The 20,894-nt window shown below is 58.3% G+C and carries 11 protein-coding genes and 3 pseudogenes; 5 read left to right on the top strand and 9 right to left on the bottom strand.

Annotated features, from left to right (window positions below; genetic code table 11):
- Window positions 1–93, bottom strand: a pseudogene (locus IVA75_RS17420) (NYN domain-containing protein); the annotation flags it as partial.
- Window positions 94–873: 780 nt separating this feature from the next.
- Here IVA75_RS17420 and IVA75_RS17415 point away from each other — a divergent pair.
- Both IVA75_RS17415 and IVA75_RS17410 read left to right on the top strand, forming a co-directional pair.
- Window positions 874–1,365: a DUF4142 domain-containing protein gene (locus IVA75_RS17415; protein WP_247289113.1), complete on the top strand. Its 492-nt coding sequence runs from the start codon at window positions 874–876 to the stop codon at window positions 1,363–1,365.
- A gap of 422 nt (window positions 1,366–1,787) precedes the next feature.
- The gene (locus IVA75_RS17410; RefSeq protein ID WP_247289115.1) at window positions 1,788–1,931 is read left to right on the top strand and encodes a hypothetical protein; all 144 of its coding nucleotides are present in this window, start codon (window positions 1,788–1,790) and stop codon (window positions 1,929–1,931) included.
- Window positions 1,932–5,448: 3,517 nt separating this feature from the next.
- Here IVA75_RS17410 and IVA75_RS17405 read toward each other — a convergent pair.
- Window positions 5,449–7,062, bottom strand: coding sequence for a glycosyl hydrolase family 17 protein (locus IVA75_RS17405; RefSeq protein ID WP_247282093.1), 1,614 nt, complete (start codon window positions 7,060–7,062; stop codon window positions 5,449–5,451).
- 513 nt (window positions 7,063–7,575) lie between these two features.
- On the opposite strand from IVA75_RS17405, the gene IVA75_RS17400 reads away from it, so the two are divergent.
- A complete protein-coding gene (locus IVA75_RS17400; protein ID WP_247282094.1) occupies window positions 7,576–10,926 on the top strand; it encodes an adenylate/guanylate cyclase domain-containing protein in 3,351 nt (1,116 codons plus the stop codon).
- Between the two features lie 6 nt (window positions 10,927–10,932).
- On the opposite strand, the gene IVA75_RS17395 is transcribed toward IVA75_RS17400, so the two are convergent.
- Window positions 10,933–12,465 carry a patatin-like phospholipase family protein gene (locus IVA75_RS17395; protein ID WP_247282095.1) on the bottom strand — a complete coding sequence of 511 codons (1,533 nt, stop codon included), beginning with the start codon at window positions 12,463–12,465 and terminating at the stop codon, window positions 10,933–10,935.
- 386 nt (window positions 12,466–12,851) lie between these two features.
- On the opposite strand from IVA75_RS17395, the pseudogene IVA75_RS17390 reads away from it, so the two are divergent.
- Window positions 12,852–13,123 (top strand): annotated as a pseudogene (locus tag IVA75_RS17390) (transposase); the annotation flags it as partial.
- Window positions 13,124–13,458: 335 nt separating this feature from the next.
- Here IVA75_RS17390 and IVA75_RS17385 read toward each other — a convergent pair.
- From IVA75_RS17385 to IVA75_RS17370, 4 genes are all read right to left on the bottom strand, one after another.
- Complete coding sequence (locus tag IVA75_RS17385; protein WP_247282096.1) at window positions 13,459–13,671, bottom strand: hypothetical protein; 213 nt, start codon at window positions 13,669–13,671, stop codon at window positions 13,459–13,461.
- Between the two features lie 33 nt (window positions 13,672–13,704).
- A complete protein-coding gene (locus IVA75_RS17380) occupies window positions 13,705–13,875 on the bottom strand; it encodes a hypothetical protein (RefSeq protein WP_247282097.1) in 171 nt (56 codons plus the stop codon).
- 697 nt (window positions 13,876–14,572) lie between these two features.
- Window positions 14,573–14,746: a hypothetical protein gene (locus IVA75_RS17375; RefSeq protein ID WP_247282098.1), complete on the bottom strand. Its 174-nt coding sequence runs from the start codon at window positions 14,744–14,746 to the stop codon at window positions 14,573–14,575.
- Between the two features lie 808 nt (window positions 14,747–15,554).
- Window positions 15,555–15,806: a hypothetical protein gene (locus tag IVA75_RS17370; protein WP_247359417.1), complete on the bottom strand. Its 252-nt coding sequence runs from the start codon at window positions 15,804–15,806 to the stop codon at window positions 15,555–15,557.
- 648 nt (window positions 15,807–16,454) lie between these two features.
- Between IVA75_RS17370 and IVA75_RS17365 the strand changes: the two genes are divergently transcribed.
- Window positions 16,455–16,661, top strand: coding sequence for a hypothetical protein (locus tag IVA75_RS17365; RefSeq protein ID WP_247289119.1), 207 nt, complete (start codon window positions 16,455–16,457; stop codon window positions 16,659–16,661).
- 229 nt (window positions 16,662–16,890) lie between these two features.
- On the opposite strand, the pseudogene IVA75_RS17360 reads toward IVA75_RS17365, so the two are convergent.
- Window positions 16,891–17,151 (bottom strand): annotated as a pseudogene (locus tag IVA75_RS17360) (NYN domain-containing protein); the annotation flags it as partial.
- Window positions 17,152–19,282: 2,131 nt separating this feature from the next.
- Entirely contained in the window at window positions 19,283–19,468 is a 186-nt protein-coding gene (locus tag IVA75_RS17355) for a hypothetical protein (RefSeq protein ID WP_346658428.1), read from the bottom strand.
- Window positions 19,469–20,894 lie beyond the last annotated feature (1,426 nt).

Raw genomic sequence — 20,894 nt, 5'->3', positions numbered from 1 at the left:
GTAATCGATGTCGAAGCCCAGAGTTTTCGCCGTCGCGTAGAGATTGGCTCCATCGATGAAGAGCGCGATCTTGTCGGAAGAGGAAGGTGACATTCAGTTCACGCTTTCGGTGAAGCAGCGCGGATTGAGCTGGAAGCGTCGCGGGCGCGCGACGCGGATGGGCAGTCGCATTCTATATAGGTCACTACCGCAGATCGTCGAGGAGACGGATGCTTTAAGCTTCTACTAATTTTAAATGTATCACGCCTTGGAACCTGACATTAGCCGAAAGTTGGGCTGTCAGATTTGTAATGTGTTCTGTCTATTTTCGGGTGCTTATTTCAGGGTGCTCGCGCCATGACAGTTGGCGACGTTGCTCTCTTTGATCTTTGGATTCGGCGGCGCGGCCGCGGCTGGCGGTGGTCTGTTTCAAGTCCATCCGGAAACCTTCTGTTGGTCGGAAGCGAGAGGAGCCGGTCCGCGGCGCGTTACATGGCTGCTCGAGCCATGTTCCAGTTGCTGCTGACCGCTCCTTGTCGCAACGGAATGAGATCTAAAGATAAGTCGGAACCGTGGCGTCGACCTGAATGCCAGGAGGGGCGTTGGCAGTGGATCGCTTAGGCCCACAAGGACGTCGCGGCGATTAAGGCGGGTCTGCAGTTCGGAGCGGGGCGCCACCGGATAGGTTCAAAGGACTAGTGCACCGAGCAGACCGGCGCCCGTGGACGGCTATCGGACCTGCCGGACGTTCCGCATCTCCATGATTTGAGCCGCTGTTCACTTGGCCCCTCGTACCTGCGCTCGCAGTGCTAGAGGGAACGCGCCCGATGTGCTGAATTGGAACCTCTTCCACGATAGGCGTGTTCACGGCAAAGAACCCGTAGGAGTTTGCCGATGAACAGACTGCTTGTGTCGCTCGGGACAGCAACCTTGATGGCGATCTCAATTGCCGACGCATCTGCGAAAGATAAGCAAAGCGAAACGTTCCTAAAGAAAGCAATCGAAGGCAATTTCGCTGAAGTGAGCATGGGAGAGCTGGCCCAGCAGAACGGTCAAAGCGATGCCGTAAAGTCATTTGGCAGAATGCTTTCCACAGACCACGCTGCCGCCAACCAGAAGGCTTTAGATGCTGCCCAAGGACTTGGAATGAACTCACCAAGCGGACCGAATGCGAAGCAAAAAGCCGACCATGATAAGATGTCAAAAATGTCCGGCGCGGGCTTCGATAAGATGTTCGCGAATCACATGGTCGCAGACCACGAAAAGGATATCGCCGAGTACAAGAAGGCATCAAAAACTAAGGATGCTGCCGGAGAATATGCTTCCGGCCAGATAGATACGTTGCAAAAGCATCTGGACACCGCAAAATCTTTGAAAAGTCGGTAATTGATCCGACGCGTTCGTGGAGACGTGCGAAGACTACTTGCCCGGCTGGCGAGCGTTTTGGATGATATCGGCACGCCAGCAGGTGATAATTCGGGACCGGTATATCGACACGCGTTCGAGGTGCGCTCGCAATTGCGGAGGCCTAAGTCTTCGCCTGCGCTCACGGCTGCACGTTTCGTTGCGACCGGATTGAGCAACAAGGCGTGTTCACCCGATCATGTCCCGCCGTCGGACGGGTTTAGCCTGGTATTGAGTTTGGTCCTCGGGCAATTCGCACTCGACGGCCGGCTGATCGGGTTTAGGTACTGCGGATTCTCGCACACGCCCATCCGGCGCTGTTTGACGGACCCCTGTCGTTTCCGAAAGGTGCGCCGCCGTCCCGAGGCTCGGGCATAATCGCGCCTAGGACGAGGGCCGCAGCAATGAGACGTTACTACTTCCCGATTTTCCACAAGGGAGAGACACAGGCGGACGATGCAGGGCAGGTGTTTGGCTCTGCTGAACTAGCCATCGAATACGGCGCCCGTGTTGCTCGGGATATCGCCAGTGATCCCGACTATGATTAGCCAAGCGGCGCCGCCGTCAGAGTCAATCGTCAATGGGTAGGGAAGCGCGACGTTGGCGAACAATGCCCACCAATTCATGCCGGCGGGCTTCCTGCACACGGCTGTGATGCGCATTGTGTGAAGTAGTTCACAACTGGCAGAGTATCACCGAACGTGGCGTGCGCGCTTCTAATGGAGGGAAGCGCAATGAAGTGGAACTTGGCAACCTATCGAATGCTCGCGCTGACGGCCGCTGTTCTGGTCGCGGCTGGTACTACTATGGCCATCGGTACTCCTCGTGGAGTCCCTGAACCAATGTTGGGCTCCGATTGGCAATGCAGCCGGACCATGCTGCTCGTGACCACGTGTGCGCACTGAAGCATTGATCGGATAGCCGCAGACGCGCGCTCGGCAAAGCTAGCGGGCGCTCGTTCACACATCTCGGCCCTACGAATGTCGAGCTAACAATCGGTTAACGAAGAACCAATGCGTGTTCCGCCGTTGACCTGCATCCCGTCACGCATGACGAGGTGGGTCTAGGACGGGGCCGATACCATGGCGGACCTAAGGGAAAAGTTGGACAAACTCCGTGCCGATGCCGCGGATTTGGTCCTTATGAGCAGGCGATCGAGCGACCCGCAAAAGCGCGCACTTTTCGAACGCTTGGCAGATGAGCTCGCCATAGAGGCTCTCGAACTCGAGCAGGTGGTGAAGCTGCAAAGCCGGCGCTCCGGTTACAGCGACATGGATAAAGTCGTGCCTCTCCACGTGCGTCCAGATCGTCGCTGACCCATTCCCTTTCCCTTTGTGGGCGTCGACACCAACAAACCCGATGCGGCGGCGGCCCGATGTACGTAAGGCCCGAGCTCGCCGCTCGAATGGCGCGACCAAGCAGATGGATAGCTCGCCGCCAAAAAAGCGACCCTCGCTCGCCCCACTAGGAGATCGGCGGCTTGCAATCTTTTCAAATGTCACCCCATTAAATATCAATTAACTGAATTAAATGCTAGACGAGATTTAAATTTGGATTAGAATGCGAATGCTTGGCGCCGGACGCACGCGTCAAGGACCTCCTGGAAGCGGCCCCATCATCGTGCCCCTGCTTACGCGGTCCAATGGATGTAGGGGCCGCTTCTTTGGCAAATTGGGAGGCGGATCATGCAGTTCCTGTCATTAGGTGATTGGTTTTTCATCTCCGCAGCGACGGGTACGCTCCTACTGGTCGAGGTCGGAGTTTTGATCATTGTGGGCGTGATCTGAGCCGGACGTTTTCCCTCAATTTCAATTTCAGCGCTCCCAGGGCGCGGACTGCAATTTATGCCCTACATAGTGTCTACGCACTTCAGCACAGAGCTTTCCGAGAGGTCGAGTGGAAGCTCGATGCGCCGCCCATGGTTGGCCGGACCCCGTCCGAGGACCTTGCCGAGTACTGCCGACGTCACCGCATCAGCTTCGACTGGATGCTCGGCGGCTGTCTGATGGACCTCAAGAAGATGGTCGACGAGCGCCGCGGTCGAGAGACGCAGCTGCGTCCGCCGAGCAGGTCGCAGCGAGATATGCTCAACCTTCGCCCGAGGATCAGGCGATCGTGAAGGATGAGATCAAGCGAATCATAGGGGAGCGTGACCAATGAAGCGCCGGCGCCGAGCGGCGCGCCCGGCAGCGGCTACTGACGCACCGCCGGCGGTTAAAGCGGTAACCTACCGTAAACAGGTATCGCGTTAGGATCTATCATCGCGGATTGGTGACGAGTACCGCGGTACGCATGGGCATAGAGGACCCGTCGGCTACCGGAGCCGGCGGGTTTTTCGGTCTCTGGCACCGATTAAAAGCCAGGGTCGCTGAGCCGGAACAGCGCCCTGACCGGGATAAGCCGGAACGAGAGGCGTCGGCCAGGAATGGCTACTTTTTCCGCTGGCGATCTCCATACTTTTCCTTACAGCGGGAATCGCCACGCGATACGAGATCGACCTGTTGAAGGGGCAGATAACAGTGAAGCAGCGCGTATTCGTTTGTATATGGGGCGGGTGAGCGGACGCAGACGTCTGCGCCAACTGGTAGATCGACCGACTGCCCGCCCATAAGCATGTAGCTGCAGCTGTCCATCTTCTTTGTTTGTCTGCGGCAATCATCGGCCGCCTCGGCTGAAACCAGCGAAGCAAGGGTGACGCCGGCAATTATGAGTTGCGCATTTGGATCCCTTTCCACTCGAGCGCGTCACGAATGTCTCGGAGATAGGACGTCGAGCCCCATCACGAAAGAGGTTACGCGCAGCCGCGAGAGGCTGAGGCGGTCGTTAGCCACCGCGGCCGACATTGGACGAAGCGTTATCCAGCCATCGCCGCGTTGCATCGTCACTCCATCCGGGGACCGCGAAGCGTGCCCGAGAATTGACATCTGGGCTCGGACGTTCCGCCGCGGGTTGGCGTGCCCGAGAGTGACGCACCTTCGCAGCGTCGGCCGAGGTGCACAGGAGCATCGAGAAACTCACCGCCAAAACCGAGCGCATAGGGTCAGCTCCAATTCCGCAACTGCCCCTATCTGATGCTCCGACTGTTCCCTCACAATCTGTGCCGGCTTCACAACTGCGAGAAAGAGGGGACCGCGTCGGCGATCGGAAGTCTGCGGCCGCATGGGGCGACATCAGCACGACACCGACGAGTTCTCGCGCATGGAGCGCATCTGCCTAGAGTTGGCTGGCAGCTTTCGGTGCAGCCGGAGGGTTTTTCGCCGTGGCTGCAGACGGGCCAGTAAGAACACGGGTGCGTATCTGACAGCGATGCCGGCCGCATTCTTTTGACACACCATCGATCTCATGGCGTCACACATTTCAATGCCTAATGGTCGGTTTACCGTTTCATCAGCAAGAGCGGTGCCAGTGCGGAGCATGCGCGGCAGCGGCGCGGAATGACGGCGTTGGAAATAGGGCACGTGAACCTGCGCGGAGTGGCCAGTCCAAACCCGCAAACGAGAACGGCTCCACCTCGCGAGGCTGGGATACACCAGAGCCGTCTCTTCCTGTGCGCTCCGCCGCGCGCAAACAGGCGTTGCCGGAGGCGCGGTCTCTGCCGATCACATGTTAGTTACCCCGGTGCTACCCTGATGTGTCCTGGCTTGATTCTCAGGCGGGAAATGCTGGGCTTGGGTCATTGATTTTGCCTGGTGAGCGCGCTGGGGCTAGAACCCAGGACCCCTGATCGAAAGCCATGTGCTCAGGCGTCCGTGCGCGCCTTAGATCCGCTCCCCGGCCATTTTGAAGGGAAAGCGTCCGTAGCCGTTCATGCGAACGGACCAGGCTTCGGCCTCCGTCCGTCATTGCCTGTTTGGCACGCTCGCGGGCTACTTGGGGCATCGATCTTTGCGCCCAGTATCCGGCCGCCCAGATTACCCTCACGACTTCGTACTCATGGCGGTGGATGGCCCATCGCCTGTTGAGGCAGCGCATCGGCAGGTCTGGAGTGGGGGAGAACAGGAAGCCTTCGACTCAGGGCGGACCGACGCGAATGACCGAAACCGGAAGTCCGCAGGCCAGGTTTTCTCAAGCGCGCGCCCGCCATAGCGTAACCGCAAGCAGTATATAGGCAGCACAAGTCCACAACGACTGCCAATTGTCCGGCCCTTCGCTAAGCGCCGCATAGAGGGCTGCCACCAAGAACACGCCGGCAAATATTGCTTCCGCCATAGGGCGGATTCCTTTCTTGGGGCCATTGAGCTGCGTCATAGCCGCAAAAGGGACCGCCGCCATAGTGAGGGCCGCAAAAGGAAAATCCTTTTCGCGCGGGTCAAACATGAAGCCGAGCGCGGTCTCCGCGCCGATCACGACGGTTACGATCAAGATCAATCCGTGCATCATCGCCAGGACCGATAGGGTGCGGTAGTCCTTCGGGCCCAGCAGTTCAAGAAATGTGGGCGGTGCGCGCCTCGACATCAAGGCGTTAACGCCGAACACTGGCGAGCCAGTTGCCGCCACCAGAAGTGCGCCCCACAGAAGCCAGCTGCCCGCATGGTGGCTTTCATAGAACATCTTTTGAGCGGCCACCCCAAACAGGACTCCGGCGGTGCTTGCCAATATTCCGACCGCAAACCATGAGACGAGCCGGGGCTGCGAGGGCTTCCGGCGCGAGGTCAGCCATGCAGCGCCGAACACCAGGATCGCCAGCGCCATTCCGGCGCTCATTTGCAGCTTCCAGAGCGGATAATTCCTGACGGGGACGCCGGGCGGATACTTCAGCGTGCGCTGCGCGGAATCGAATAAGCCCCACGATCCGCCGACGGTGCCCTCGAACTCATGCTTCCACAATTCATCATACGCCTCGAACAGGTCGACGCGGAAATTCTCGCGCCGGGCAACATCGAGGACCTCCGAGACCACCCGCGCCTGATTGGTGCGCGACGGTAGCGCCGAACCGCGCATCCGCCCTTCGCTCGGCCAACCAGTTTCTCCAACCAGGATTTCCTTGCCCGGAAACGCCGACGCCACCTGCTTTCGAACGGCGTCGACGTGAGCAGCGGCAGATTTCGCCGGGACCGGGACGTTTTCCCAATATGGCAGGATATGCACGGTGACGGAGTCGACCGCGTCACCGAGTTCCCGATAGCGCAACCAGTACTCCCAGACGTCGGAATAGGTGACGGGGACCGGCACTTGTGCCTTGACCGAGCGGATTAAGGCAGCAAGGTCGGAAGGCGTCATCTTCCGATGCAACAGAACCTCATTGCCGATCACGAGCGCGGTGATGGTTTCCGGATAATGCTGGGCCAGGCGTATGCCCGTGGATATCTGCGTCGCGTTCTTCTGTCGGTCCCTGTCGAGCCAAATTCCCTGAATGACTTTCAGCCCCACCTTGGACGCAAGTTCGGGGATCTGATTGAGACCGAGATCAGTCGCATAGGTACGGATACAGTCGGTTATTTTGGCAAGTTGGGCGAGATCTTCCGCGATCTGGTCTCGCGGCACTGGTGTCGGCGGCTCTGACGTTTGGTTGTTGCGGAAGGGCGCGTAGGATATGCAATGCAGTTTGGCATTCGGATCGATCGGTGCGCGCGCCAAGTTGATCGGTTTGGCCAGCCACCACCAGGCCGCCGCGATCGCACCTAGGGATATGATCAGAAGCGCCAGAGGCGTACGAAGCGAAATGGTTTGACCCTCCAACGTAGATATCGTCGGTCAAAAGGCATGCTGTCGTGACCCGACCACAACAGAAATCATCGTTCGCCGGGACCTACTTGATGCTGAAAGCTGCTGACAAATCGTCCGGGGCGCAAGAGGCGAGTACACATCCAACGAAGGCCTTAAGGCTACCGCAGGGCAGGGCAGGTAGAAATAATCTTCGCCATCTCCCGACACGGCCTACGGGGACCGGCAGCAGAGTGGCCTTTCTCTGGCGGTCGCAATGCCAGCTAACGAACGTCGCCTGCTGGCCCATTAGAGAAGTAGCGGCGCACTTCATTAAGTCCGCTCAGTGGCACAGCGGACTAGATTTGCTCAGGTTGAGTTCTTCACCCTTTGCCCCCCAACAGACATCGCGCTTGGAAGCGTCTCTTTTATGCAGTGGCCACTGGTTACATTGCGCGAGCAGTCCGGCGATCGGCGCTTCGTCGACAGATGTGCCTTCGCAAGGCTCTCCCATGTGCTATTCTGAATTGTATAAGCCATAGGTATAACATGACCGGTGTTGCAGAGTGGCTGGCATCGATCGGTTTGGGCGAGTACGCCGATCGATTCCGCGAAAACGCCATCGACCTCTCGGTGGTTCGAGATCTCACGGAGCAGGATCTAAAGGATTTGGGCGTCCTGCTTGGGCATCGCCGCAAGATGCTGCGCGCGATCGTAGAACTTCAGGGAGAGGTCCCGCGAACGCCTCAAGTCGGCGCTAAGCCGGCGTCGGCGGATCACGCCGGGCGGCGTCAGCTTACAGTCATGTTTTGCGATTTGGTCGGCTCGTCGGCACTTTCGGCCCGCCTTGATCTGGAGGACCTGCGGGCCGTAATGGGCACCTATCACCGCTGCATCGCAGAGGTTGTTGCCAGGAATGAAGGCGTTATCGCGCGGTACATGGGAGACGGCGTGCTCGCCTATTTCGGCTATCCCCAGGCGCACGAGGATGATGCCGAACAGGCGACACGCGCCGGGCTGGCGCTTGTCGATGCCGTAGCTAGCCTCCGGACAGACCCCGCCACCGAGCTGCAGGTTCGCGTTGGCATCGCTACCGGTATGGTGGTCGTGGGCGATTTGACCGGCGAAGGTTCAGCTCAAGAGCAGACGGTCATTGGCGAGACGCCGAACCTGGCTGCGCGCCTGCAGACCTTCGCCAATCCCGGTACCGTGCTGATTTCCGAAAGTACGCACCGGCTCACTGATGGGCATTTCGAATTCCGCAATCTCGGCCCTGTCGCGCTTAAAGGATGGGCGGAGCCACTGCCAGCCTGGCAGGTTCTGGGAACAACCGAAGTGGAAAGCCGGTTCGAGGCACAGCACAAAACCCGATTGGCACCGCCAATTGGGCGTGACGAGGAAATCGAGATGCTCTTGCGTCGCTGGCAGCACGCCAGGCGTGGCGAAGGTTGCGGGGTGATGCTCATCGGAGAGCCCGGTATCGGCAAGTCGCACATTGCGCTGGCGCTTGAGGAGCGGCTCCAGGGCGGACCGCATATCACGGTGCGCCAGTTCTGCTCGGCGCACCACACCAACAGTGCGCTGTATCCTTTCACCCGCCAGCTCGAACGCGCTGCCCGGTTCGAGCGAGGCGATCCGCCCGCAGAGAAGTTCGCTAAGCTCGAGGCTCTGCTCGTGCGGGCTGATGCCGACCGCGTGTTGCTACCTCTAGCTAACCTTCTGTCGCTACCAACCAGTGAGCGCTACCGCATTCCAGAGCTGAGCCCGCAGAAGCGCAAGGAGATGACACTGGCGGCGTTTTTGACTCAGCTCAATCTATTGGCGGCGCGACAGCCCGTGTTCGTCATTGTGGAGGATGTCCATTGGGCAGATCCGACGTCGCTGGAGCTGCTCACGATGACGTTGGAACAGCTACCCCGCCTTCGTGTGCTGCTGCTCATCACGGCGAGGCCAGAGTTCACGCCGCCGTGGCCAGGTCATGCGCATGTAACGACGATCTCGCTCACGCGGCTAAACCGAGGCAACGGGGCGGCGTTGATCGAGCGCGTCACCGCCGGCAAGACGCTCCCGGAAGAGGTAATGGACCAGATCCTTGCCCGGACCGATGGCGTGCCCCTGTTCGTCGAGGAACTGACCAAGACTGTGCTCGAAACCGGGCTATTGCATGAGCAGGGCGATCACTACGTCCTCAACCGTCCTCTGCCCCCGATGGCGATTCCGACGAGTTTGCACGCATCGCTGATGGCGAGGCTTGATCGATTGGCTCCGGTGAGGGAGGTGGCTCAGATCGGCGCTGTGGTGGGTCGCGAGTTCTCCTACGAACTGCTGAGCACCGTAGCCGGGTTGCCAAAAGAGAGACTTGAGGAGGCGCTTGCCCAGTTGGTTCGGTCGGAGTTGATATTCTGCCGGGGCGAGATACCCCAGGCGGTCTATACCTTCAAGCACGCGCTTGTCAGGGATGCTGCCTACTCGGGGCTGCTGAAGAGCCGACGCGCAGCGCTGCATGCCACCATCGCAGACGCCTTCGAGCAACGATTCCCGGAAATTGTGGAGACTCAACCCGAAACTCTCGCGCACCATCTGAAGGAGGCCGGGCTGTTTCAAAGGGCGGAGGCATATTGGCTGCGCGCCGGCAAGAAGGCCGCCATGCGCTCGGCCAACCTTGAGGCCATCGCGCACTTGCAACGAGGTATCGAGGCCTCGGGCCATCTGCCCGACAGCGAGCGAAAGGACAGGTTGGAACTTGACTTCCAATTCGCTCTCGGGCCTTGCCTGATCGCTACTCAAGGACCAGCCTCGAACAAGGCGATGGCAACCTTTGCCCGCGCGCGTGGGCTGTGCGAGCGCCTTGGAGACCCTCCCGAGCAACTCCAGGTGATGTTCTGGTTGACCACCGCGAGCGTAATGCGCGGTGAGTTGCCGGTGGCTGAGGAAACGATCGCCGCCCTGTTGCAACTCGCCGAAGCGCGCGACGATCGACCGACGTTGCTCAATGCGATGCGCGGGCAGGGGATGATCCGCCTTTTCATGGGACGTCTCACTGGTGCCCATGAAGCGATCGAACGGGCCTACGATGCGTTTGAGGCGAGCAGCGAAGGGGATAGGCTGGCGGCACGTGTGGCCGGCCAGGACGCCGGCGTTGCTGACCTGGCGTTGATGTCGTGGGCGCTCTGGCTGCTCGGCCACGCTGATACGGCACTCACGCGAGTGAACTTCGCCATTCAGCGTGCCGACGCCATCAGTCATCCGCATTCGCAGGCGTATGCTTGTTACTATGCATGCATTCTTCACGCTCTTCGCGGCGAGTTCCTGACTGCGCAAGGTCATGCCGCACGCTGTATCGCCCTGTCGGAGGAGCATGGATTCCGGCAATGGCGCTTGGCGCGCGCTATTCGGGGCATATGCGCGGCGTCGCTCGAACCTTCACCCAGCGCACTCGGGGAGATCCGTGCCGCGCTGGACGAATATCGTAGCGCAGGTTATCAGCTGGCCATCACCGCGCTGTACGTGCTTTTGTGTCCGCCATTGCTAATTGGTCACGACTACGAGACGGCGCTGGAATTGATCGAGCACGGCCTCGCTACAACGAACCGAAACGGCGAACGAATTTTGGAGGCCGAATTGTATCGGCTGAAGGCACGGGTGCTGGTCGCCCGCGGCGGACCGGGCGTTGAAGCCGAGGCGCAGGCGCTGCTCGACCGGGCATTGAGCACGGCAAGAAGCCAACGCGCCAGGACGCTTGAGCTCCGCGCCGCAACGGATCTAGCCGCTCTGTGGATCGATCAGGGCAGACGCGATGAAGCGCTCAACGTCCTCGCGCCGATCTACGCCTCGTTCACCGAGGGCTTCGACACACAGGATCTAAAGCAGGCAAAGGCTTTGCTCGACCGGTTGCGGTGACACGAACTACAACTGCTCCAAACGCGAGGCTGGCGCACCAAGGCGGTCGTAGATCGCTTTCACCTGGGGGACGCGTAGTGCGAAGTCGGGAAAAGGAATGGCGCCTATCGGATATTTGCCAGTCTCGTCCGACTCGACTTCTTTTCCCGACGCAGCATCAACCCACGATTCCATTCTTTCTAACCAACGCTTTTGATCGCGCGTGCCCTTCGCTTCGGCAATCGCGATTGCCAGCCGCTCCCTCTCGATATACCGCCCCCTTTTGTCGTCTTTCCTCTCGTTTATGAACCGAACTCTTTCGCTTTCGGCAAAAGGCGTTTTATCCCTCGCCTGATACGCGGCGACTGCTTCCTCCGCCGCCTTTCTTCCCAGCGTCCGCCCCTTATCCAGATTGCTATGATTCCACTTGAAATTAATGCCCGCCGGCACGTGAATCTCAACGACCGTACCGGTCCATGGCTTCTTCCCAGGGGCGGGCTTGTCATACTGGACGTGATATTTGAACAACTTAACGTCATCCTCACCGACGGTTGCTGCAAACAGCTGGCAGAGATTTGCTAGGGCATCATGAAGGTTGTCCGGCTTGCGGACTTGCTTCGCATCGACAATCCGCATCACCCAAATCTCGTCAGGATCTTCCTCGTCTATCAAGCTTTCGAAATTGACGGTGTCGACCAGCGCTCCTTCGCAGTACGTGTCTCCATCGATCTTTACAGTTTCCTCGACGAAGGGAAGAGCCGAACATGCGCACAAAGTTGATGCGTCGATCGGCCCCTGATAAAACCTATCGCGCATAGGACGATTTGAAAACAACGCGAGTTCCTGCTCATCTAGATTCCACGCATTGTGAAAAATAAATGGCTTCTTCTTCTCTTTCTCCTCTCCTTCCTTCCCTCCCTTCTTCTTGTCGAATAGGTTTTCGAATTTGATGCGCTTCATAAATTCGCTTTTCGGATAGTTGATCCTTGAAAGTCCGGTGACGTTGGACAAGTACATCATGGATGTTAGATAGCGAATGAAGGGATTCGGGGCCATCCCGTGATTGAGAATCCATCCATTGATATCTCCCTCGTCCAATTTGTCGTATTTCTTCCTCCCGTCACTGTCCTTCATGCGATTGAGCAGGAGCGACATGGATTCCTGAAACGAATCCACCATTCTGTACGGGTCCCATACAAAATCTTTGTAATTATCGGAATCCGTTACGAACTTACTCAGAGCTTTCATGTTAGCGCGCCAATCGGGCCCGAACACCGTATTGATCGGAAAGCGCTCATAGCTTTCGTCGTCTCGAAATACGCCATCCTTGAAGAACTGATAGGTTAGTCTGGCCCTGTCTTCGTCGTCATCGAATTGATTGTAGACGATTCCAACCCACGCGCCGATGCAGGACAACGCCCATACATCAAAGGTTATACCGGCAGCGGCAAAAGCTTCCAGAGCCCCGATGTGCAGCCCTGCTGCTGGTCCACCACCGCCGAGCGTAATCGCTCTCTTCACTGGTCCACCACCGCCGAGCGTAGTCGCTCTCTTCGCCATTGGTCCCTCCATCTAATTTATCGTGTGGGTTATTCTCCGATCAGGCTTCCTAGTTGCGTGAAGAGGAGATTAATCGTTTTTGGGATCGTTGGAAAGCGCGGTGGCGTCGATGCTCGACGCTTTTCTCCTGACCTGCCGATCGCACTAGCGCACATCCACTAAGCGCCCGGTCTCGCGTATCGTCCGCGGTTACATTTTGGCCTTCTCGTCCATTTGTGAACCCGTTCACGTTAGGCATTTATCGCTGGCGATAGTATGGGGTAGGTGCAGTCCACGTGACTTCCGTTATTGGCCGATTTTGCTGCAAAAGCCAGTTGAGACAGGGCGCGAGGCGGGACTCCGTTGTGCTGACGCGAATCGCGGCGAGGTCGATCTATGATGGCCGTCTGAAGGGTAACCAAGGTCAACTGTTCTACGAGTTTCGTCGTGTCGATGAGGTTCTGGAAGATCATTTGGTGCGCAAGATCGATGCTACTCTCGATCTGTCCTGGCTTCGCGGTCACCTTGCATCTCACTGCGCCCGTCGATTGATCCGGAACTGGTGATCCGGATGCTGGTCGTGGGGTATGTCGTTGCGATCCGCTCTGAAGGGCTGATCTGCCGTGAAGTGCAGGCGAACCTCGCCTATCGCTGGTTTTGCAAGCTCGGCATCGAGGACGCTAGGTCGGCACGGATGACGACGGCGGCAGGCGCGTGCGGTAGCTTTGCTTCTACGTCGAGCCGCTCGCCCGCGACAGTGAACTGCCTTTCATGAGCGGAGCAAAGCCCGAAGACTTTCTTCACACGCTGCTGAGAGACCATTCCGCTTGCATGGAGATCGCTGAAAACCTCCTCGCGCGCTTGATCGTGAGCGATCGGACAAGCAGTCCGCAGGTAATCTGAGAGTGTAGGCGTGGCTGGACAGGGCCCGCCGATTCGCGCCGGCGGGCCGGGCGCTTTGATCACGTGTACCGAAATTGAGTACACGCTTTGGTGCTGCGATCTTCGGCGCTTTCACCGCTCCAGTTCCTTGACGGCATCCTTTAGCAGTTCGAGAAGCCGGATTTCACATGCCCCCATCACGAACTGATCGGCGTCGTCAGGCACGACAATCTGCCCCTGCACGTGTCCATCATGGGATTGGATGATGAAGTCTCGGGCCTTGCACGCTTCGTTGCGGACGTTCGTTATCGCCGCAAGCGGACCCCATTCAATTCTGACAGCCATTGCTAACCTCGCTCTTGGGGGAACGCGCGCGAGCTACTGCGGGTCATGCGAGTTGACGAGCGGTAAAGCCGGCACATCGATCGGCTCGCCTGGAGGTCGATCAACCCTGTTCGCTTTCTTTCCGCTGACGAGGACACCAATATAGCCGTCACCCACCAGTAGGGCCCCTGCGATCATCAGCCAGTGCGGGAATGCCAAGGACATGGTCGCTGGCCTCAAAATACCGCGCTCACGGGCGCCGGTAGGACAAACCTATTCAACCATTTCGTAATTGAACAAGTCAAATATTTAATATATTTAATAGGTAAATTAACCGTTTAATTGTGAGATATTAAGAGCGGGGTGCACTTATGCCCTCGATAGAGTCTATGCACTTCAGCAGCACAGGGCCTTCCGACCAGTACCCCTATGATCGCGAGCCGGGTGCGCCTCCTGCGTGGCGTCCTTCGGCAAGTGGGCCAATCGACGCCGAGCCGGAAGCCGCGAATGACATCGCGGGCGAATGGCCTCTGCTGCCGTTCCCTGATGGCTGGTACGCCACCTGCTGAGTTGTGACGCGGCGTCTGCCTCTATGGTGCTGGCAACCGGCAAAGCCGACACCTGAAAGCGTCTGCGGGCCGGTGGGGTTGCCCATTTAGCACATTGGCGAGGATTCACCCCAATCAGGGATGATATGTGAGATACTCGACAGACAGTGTCGGAAGAGGCGATACTCTTGATGTGGGATGATGGGCCTAGTCGCGTCATTTTGCATGTCGGAAGATGTACTTCGCTTCTACCAGTTTGCTGAGGTGTGCAGGGAACGGGCGGCGCAAGCCCGTCAGTCCGCCGACGCGGAGCCGTGGCTAAAGCTTGCTGAGGACTGGCTCGAATTCGCACGAGCCGACCAGCAACGGAGCGCCTACGAGCCGCGCTGCATCCGATGAATAGCGACCAGAAGATCTGGCCGCTCGAGCACTTCCACCAGCTTGTCCGAGATGATGCGCTCGTTATTCCGGGGCCTCGGTTCTAAGTATTCTTCCAGAATGCGCTGGGCGTCGCTAACAGCCTGACGAGCTAGCTGTTCATCCGTCATCTGTTAGCCTCCAGTGGCCATTCAGAACGGAAGAACTTACGTGTAAGATAGTTCCAAATCCCTTAACTGCCGGTTGATGATGCGGTGCTCACGACAGGTGGGGAGGCCGGCGGGTTTTTCTTTGATCAGATCGGACCGGGGCAGGCCAGTCCACGATGACTAAGTTTCACCCATGTGTATGATTCCCTTGGGCGGGCTTGATTCGTCATGCTGGAAGCCATTCTCCTATTGCTGGGAATTGGGGCCGCAGCCCTTCTGCTGATCGCCTTCTGGGCACTGCAGCATCACGTATGACTGCGCCTCTGGGGCCTAGCGCATCGAGGGCCGCCGCTTCACGCAGCAGGCTTGCTGCACGCGACTGTGATGACCGTTACGAAGCGCCCTGTGAAGTAGTTCACGAGCGGGAGGTATCCCTGAGCCTAGTCTGCGCGCTTCCACTGGAGGGAAGCGCAATGAAGTGGAACTTGGCAACGTATCGAATGCTCGCGCTGACGGCCGCTGTTCTGGTCGCGGCTGGTACTACTATGGCCGTCGGTACTCCTCGTGGAGTCCATGAACCAATGTTGGGGTCCGATTGGCAATGCAGCCGGACCATGCTGCTCGTAACCACGTGTGCGCACTGAAGCATTGATCGGATAGCCGCAGACGCGCTCGGCAAAGCTAGCGGGCGCTCGCTCACACATCTCGGCCTTCACGAATGTCGGCCTTACAATCGGTTAACGAAGAACCCCTAGCGTGTTCCGCCGTTGACCTGCATCCCGTCACGCATAACGAGGTGGGTCTAGGACGGGCCGATACCATGGCGGACCTAACGGAAAAATTGAACAGACTCCGTGCCGATGCCGCGGATTTGGTCCTTATGAGCAGGCGATCGAGCGACCCGCGAAAGCGCGCACTTTTCGAACGCTTGGCAGATGAGCTCGCCATAGAGGCTCTCGAACTCGAGCAGGTGGTGAAGCTGCAAAGCCGGCGCTCCGGTCACAGCGACATGGGCAAAGTCGTGCCCCTCCACGTGCGTCCAGATCGTCGCTGACGCGATCCCGCGTCGCTTTTTGGCCACGCCTTAACTCGCGGCCTTTCGTTCACACCTGGCGGTCTTCATGCGACAGAGCCTCGCGCTTTGTCCGGATCTCGGTCTACAGGCCAAACTCCGTCGGCGGCCGGACAACAACTACCGCTCGACTTGCGCTGTCACATCGCCATTGCGAAGATGAGCGCAAAGACCGCAGTGACAGTGATCAACCGGGCCGTCTCGGATCGTGAGCGGGCCCCCCCACGTAACGCATGTGGCTCCGTTTGCTCGAAGGCGCTGCCGCGTGTTGCGACCAAGGCCTATTTAATTCGGGTGGCCAGGAGCATAATTAATCCATCACGTTGCCAGTTTTCTATTTACAGATGTGATTTGTGAGGCAAAGATCAGATATCGCCGGTTATTCGATTTCTAAATTGATATCTGTTGGATGTGCGTAGCGCGCCGCGCTTCGGATTTCTGAGGAGAGCCGAAAGCTGAACGACAGAATTGGAAACTCAGTGCCAGCGCAGCCCCGACAGCCGATCGCGACTCAAGCAGCGGCTAGCTCGGCCTGTAAGAAGGAACAGCCTGTCTAGACGCGAGCGTCGAACGGATGGCCGACCTGTACTCGTTTCGGATGCCGGCCGTCGCGCTCCTTAGTTGAAAGCCTCACTGCCAAACCAAACGGAGGGTAAGATGAAGAGTGCGCTCGCGATTATTGCTGTTGCTTGTCTCTTTGTTTCGTTTTCGTTGGAAGTAAAGGCGCAAGCCATGCCGCCCGCTCCCGGTGCGGCAAAATCAAAGGCGCCGGTGGCGCAACCAGCGAAGGGCGCGGCCGGGCAGAAAAGGATGATGACCACCTGCACGCCCCGTCAAAAAATGTCCGGAGCAACCTGCTCGTAACAAGCCGAAGGCCGCCGACGTCGGCGGCGGCCTTTTCGCTAGAGCGGAAACGAGCGGTCGGGCCCCCGATCCTCGTGCTTGTCCACTAGTTTCCTTGGTTGGCGTTGACCTTGATGCCAGGACAGGCTTCGACTGCATGCAAGCGACCCGAGCCGTCGCCAAGATATCTCAAAGCGACATCTGCCAACGGCCCATCCGCACTTGCGAAATGCGGCGCCGCGTTCAGGGTCTACTCGTGTGGGTCGTTTCCCTTCGGTTCTTGCAAGAATTTGGGCATGTGTCCACGCGCATCACGATCGCGCGGGGCGGGGCGTTCGGACGGGTCGCGGCCGAGCTTTGACTGCAGCTCGACGAGGTCGGTGAAGACGTCGGCCTGGCGGCGCAGCTCGTCGGCGATCATCGGCGGCTGGCTCGCGATCGTGGAAATCACGGTGACCCGCACGCCGCGGCGCTGAACGGCCTCGACCAGGGAGCGGAAGTCGCCGTCACCCGGCGGCTTGCATCGTTGCAAACGTCACCCGATTGAATATTAAACAAACAAATTACATTAAATGAATTAAATGCTAGACGAGATTTAAATTTGGATTAGGATGCGAAGCTTGGCGCCGGACGCACGCGTCAAGGACCTCCTGGAAGCGGCCCCATCATCGTGCCCCCTGCTTACGCCGTCCAATGGATGTAGGGGCCGCTTCTTTGGCAAATTGGGACGCAATCATGCAGTTCCTGTCATTAGGTGATTGGTTTTTCATCTCCGCAGCAACGGGTACGCTCCTACTGGTCGAGGTCGGAGTTTTGATTATTGCGGGCGTGATCTGAGCCCGGACGTTTTCCCTCAAATTCAATTTCAGCGCTCCCAGCGCGCGGACTGAACATTATGCCCTCCATAGAGACTACGCACTTAAGCACAGAGCTTTCCGAGCAACGCTCCCATGGTCGCGGGCGTGCGCCTGCTGCCTGCCTCTCTTCCCCTCCTACTGAGGGGGCGAGTGGGCGAAGAACCATCAACGTCATGCCCGAGGTTGCGAATGACAACGCGGGCACCTGGCCTCTGCTACCGTTTCCGGATGGTTGGTACGCCACCTGTTGATGTGTGATGCGGCTCGGTCGTGCGGGGGCTCAGCACGTAGCAGGCGGGCGGATTTTGATGGCTTTCGATTGCCCACCATCCGCCGGTTCTCGCTGGCGTGCCTTTGTGCTCAAGTAATTTCGCGGTCTGTCCGGATCGTAATCCTAGTCATCCCGCCGGGTCCCAGGTGGGCGGGCTTTTCATTTGCGAAAGCCGCCCGTTGCATCCGGTAGAAGCATCTTGACGCCAGTTAACTCAAAGGCTGTAGTGGCCATAATCTACCGCGTTAGCGGCCTCGCAGTTTCTTGTGTGTGATTATTTTTGGGGCGTTCCATGCGTAATTTTGCTCGCGCAGATGTCCTGCGCCGCCAGTATCTGAATGCACTCATCTCTGAACTTTCCGAACTCGAAGCCCTTCGCAACCGCGTGCTCGAAGCTGAGCAAAGAAGGATTGGCACGCCGCACCGACGGCGGAGAGGGTCAGTCAGAAGAACAGCTAAAGTTCGCGGGCGCCTCTAACCTTCCGCGCTCCGCAGACGACTAGTTGCCAGCTTCCCCTTTGCATGTCGGATAAAGAGCTGTGGCGACTCCACCGCTGGTCAATGACGTTCTTGCCGTAAGGCTCGTGGCAAGAAGGAAGAGCTTGAGCGAGGATTGGGGCTGCTTAACTGGGACGACAAGCCGCTCAATTTATAAGGTCGTCTGGCTCGTCGCGGCCCGCCATTCGCTCTGACTAGCCTCTGTGCTAACAGTTGCAGCCGCCACGCCGATCGTGCGGAACGTCGCGGCGTCGGTCGCAGGAGCAGCCTCTGGCCGTTCCTGCGACCTTCACTTTCGAGGCTCCGGCGCTCAAATCCGCAATTGGATTCGGCAGCGGGGAGCATTGGGGGCTGGAAAGCAAGCCGTGCCATCTTCGCTCTAAAGTGACAAGGCGCCACCGGTAGTTATACCGACTCCATCTTTGGAACGGGGTGTTCTACTCTCGGAACACCGGCGCGATTTAAGTACCAACCCAATTTCGAGTTGCCCGGGAATGCCGCAGTGGGGCTGGAACCACGCTGCGGCTTTTCCCATGGGTCGACCTTCGTTTCGAGGCTCTTTTTGGCAGCTTTCTTGTCCAAACTCGCTGAGGTTGTGGCTGGAAATGCGCCGATTCTGAGCGCATGGTAGGCAGATGCAGGTGCAATGCCCAAAATGCAAAGTGATCGTCGCCATTGGCAAAGCCAAGTGGTTCTTCGATGGCGGCGAGTGCAGGGAGCTTCGCGGTACTGTTGCGGGCGATGCTAAGGAATATGAAAGGTGCCCGGTCCTCATCGAAGCTGTGTCGACTGTCATGAAGAATGTCGCCACCTAGGCGAGCGCCTCGCTTCCCAGGGTGCCCGTGAGCGAGAGCGAACCCTCCCAAAAACCAGCCAAAGCGGATGCTCGCAGCTGCGTGGTCGCCAACCGAGATACGGCCCCGGCTTGGGGGCTGGAGCATTATAGACCGGGGCCGCTCCGCCAGCTCAGGGCGCCGAGCCAGCGCGGATTCAAGCAGAGTTTGCCCGGTCGGTTCCTAACGGAGTGCCAGCAGATCCTGGCCGGGCGTCAGCACCCGCACATACGTGCCGCTCTCATGCAGCTCTAACCGGCCCTTCTCGACAGCGCACCTGATACCGGCGCCGAACTCTGCGCCGCTTGCCTTGAGCGTGTAGAGGAAGGGGTAGTTGATCTTCTCGATATGGATTCTGCCGTCCTGCACCGCCTCGATGCCTAAAGCGAGCCGAAGGAGCTGGTGGGCGGCAGCTTCCGGATTGGCAAAAGGGCGTTCGGTGACGGCTTCATCGCTGGAATCAAAAACCTAAAGCCTATGCTTGGCCTGACTTGCCCGCGACTGTCATGCCAGTTCGGGACGATATGCACAGATCCTGCGGCGCCGCATGTGGAGCAGACCAGGCGCAAGCCGACGCGCGACACGGCTGATCCGGCGGGAGTGTATCGAGCCGCACGTCGATCCTGCGATCACAGAGGCCGTTCAGGCACTGGATGCTGCAGGTCACATGGCCGTCAGCCAGCCATTTACCAGGAGAGCGGGGCGGATAATGGCCGGACCATTTCGTGTATCGGCGAGTGCGCACGCCGCCTCAAGCGGCATCGTAAGTACATCGCAAATTATCGATTCCTGGTAGGCCCGGCCGCGCTCCTGCCACCGGCTGTCGTGGGTGAGGAAGCGCCGTGGACATTGGGAAATTTACGATCGAGTTCCTGCTGGCGGTGGTGGTGATCTGCAAGGCAGCCGCTAACGTATGAAGAGTATGGATCGCGAACGCGAGAAAGAAGCACTTAGGGGTAAATTGTCGTATTGTGAATGGGCGAAGCTAATTGCGGCGTCCATCCTTATCGCGCTTGCGGTTGATGCTTTCGGCTAGCGATCTGGTGGTACTTCATAAAGTAAGGCCGCTCAGAGGCTACTCCCGCAGAGCTGCACTGATGGTCTGCAACTGGGAGAAGACGAATGCATGTGATGCGCCATCTCATCATTGAAGGGTTCAAGCTCCAGTGTCGATAACGGCGGGGCTAGTACGATATCCTATCACACCCTACCAAACGCTATCCATGAGAGTAGTCAGCAATGCTTTGCGACGGATGGTGCTCTTCTCGCAGGTATGATCGGCCGACAATCGTCAGTGATCGCCGCCTTCAAAGATGTCCCGAACATATTGTTCATTCAGGCGGGACAAAACGATCTTCGTTCGACTGACGCTTCAGCGTGGCTGGCGGCATTTGCCGGTTATTTGGCCAACTTCCAGAATGCAAATAAGTCCTCACGCAAAATCCTGCAGCTCGGAAATCAGCACGCACAATTCCCGTAACGATAGTGTCTTCAATGTTAATCGGGCCGCCGCCCGATGGGGCTCTGCGGCTTTTTCCAAGGGAAGGAAAGTGCGACTTTGTTGTCGATTGGGCTGCCGATCCGACCTGGGGCCCTGACTCCGCTGCCGCAAACCAAACTTTATACCCTGACGGCACGCATCCTTCGCAGGGCGGACAAAGCAACATGGAGGCAAACCACTTTCGACCTACGCTCAACTCCCTCTTTCCCCTCACTTTGATTCATCCTAGAAATCTGCTCTCATTCGCTGGACCTGGAGGCTATGATCGACTTCAACATTTCCCGGGGGGCGATG

It is taken from the genome of Bradyrhizobium sp. 134 (assembly GCF_023074155.1).
Classification (GTDB): Bacteria; Pseudomonadota; Alphaproteobacteria; order Rhizobiales; family Xanthobacteraceae; genus Bradyrhizobium.
The sequence above is the reverse complement of the archived record's forward strand: the minus strand, read 5'-3'. Positions and strand labels throughout refer to the sequence as shown.

Coding starts and splice junctions, on each gene's coding strand:
- IVA75_RS17395 (WP_247282095.1), bottom strand. CDS start 12,465: ATGGCGAAGAGAGCGACTACGCTCGGCGGTGGTGGACCAGTGAAGAGA.
- IVA75_RS17415 (WP_247289113.1), top strand. CDS start 874: ATGAACAGACTGCTTGTGTCGCTCGGGACAGCAACCTTGATGGCGATC.
- IVA75_RS17375 (WP_247282098.1), bottom strand. CDS start 14,746: ATGACGGATGAACAGCTAGCTCGTCAGGCTGTTAGCGACGCCCAGCGC.
- IVA75_RS17385 (WP_247282096.1), bottom strand. CDS start 13,671: ATGGCTGTCAGAATTGAATGGGGTCCGCTTGCGGCGATAACGAACGTC.
- IVA75_RS17400 (WP_247282094.1), top strand. CDS start 7,576: ATGACCGGTGTTGCAGAGTGGCTGGCATCGATCGGTTTGGGCGAGTAC.
- IVA75_RS17410 (WP_247289115.1), top strand. CDS start 1,788: ATGAGACGTTACTACTTCCCGATTTTCCACAAGGGAGAGACACAGGCG.
- IVA75_RS17365 (WP_247289119.1), top strand. CDS start 16,455: ATGAAGAGTGCGCTCGCGATTATTGCTGTTGCTTGTCTCTTTGTTTCG.
- IVA75_RS17380 (WP_247282097.1), bottom strand. CDS start 13,875: ATGTCCTTGGCATTCCCGCACTGGCTGATGATCGCAGGGGCCCTACTG.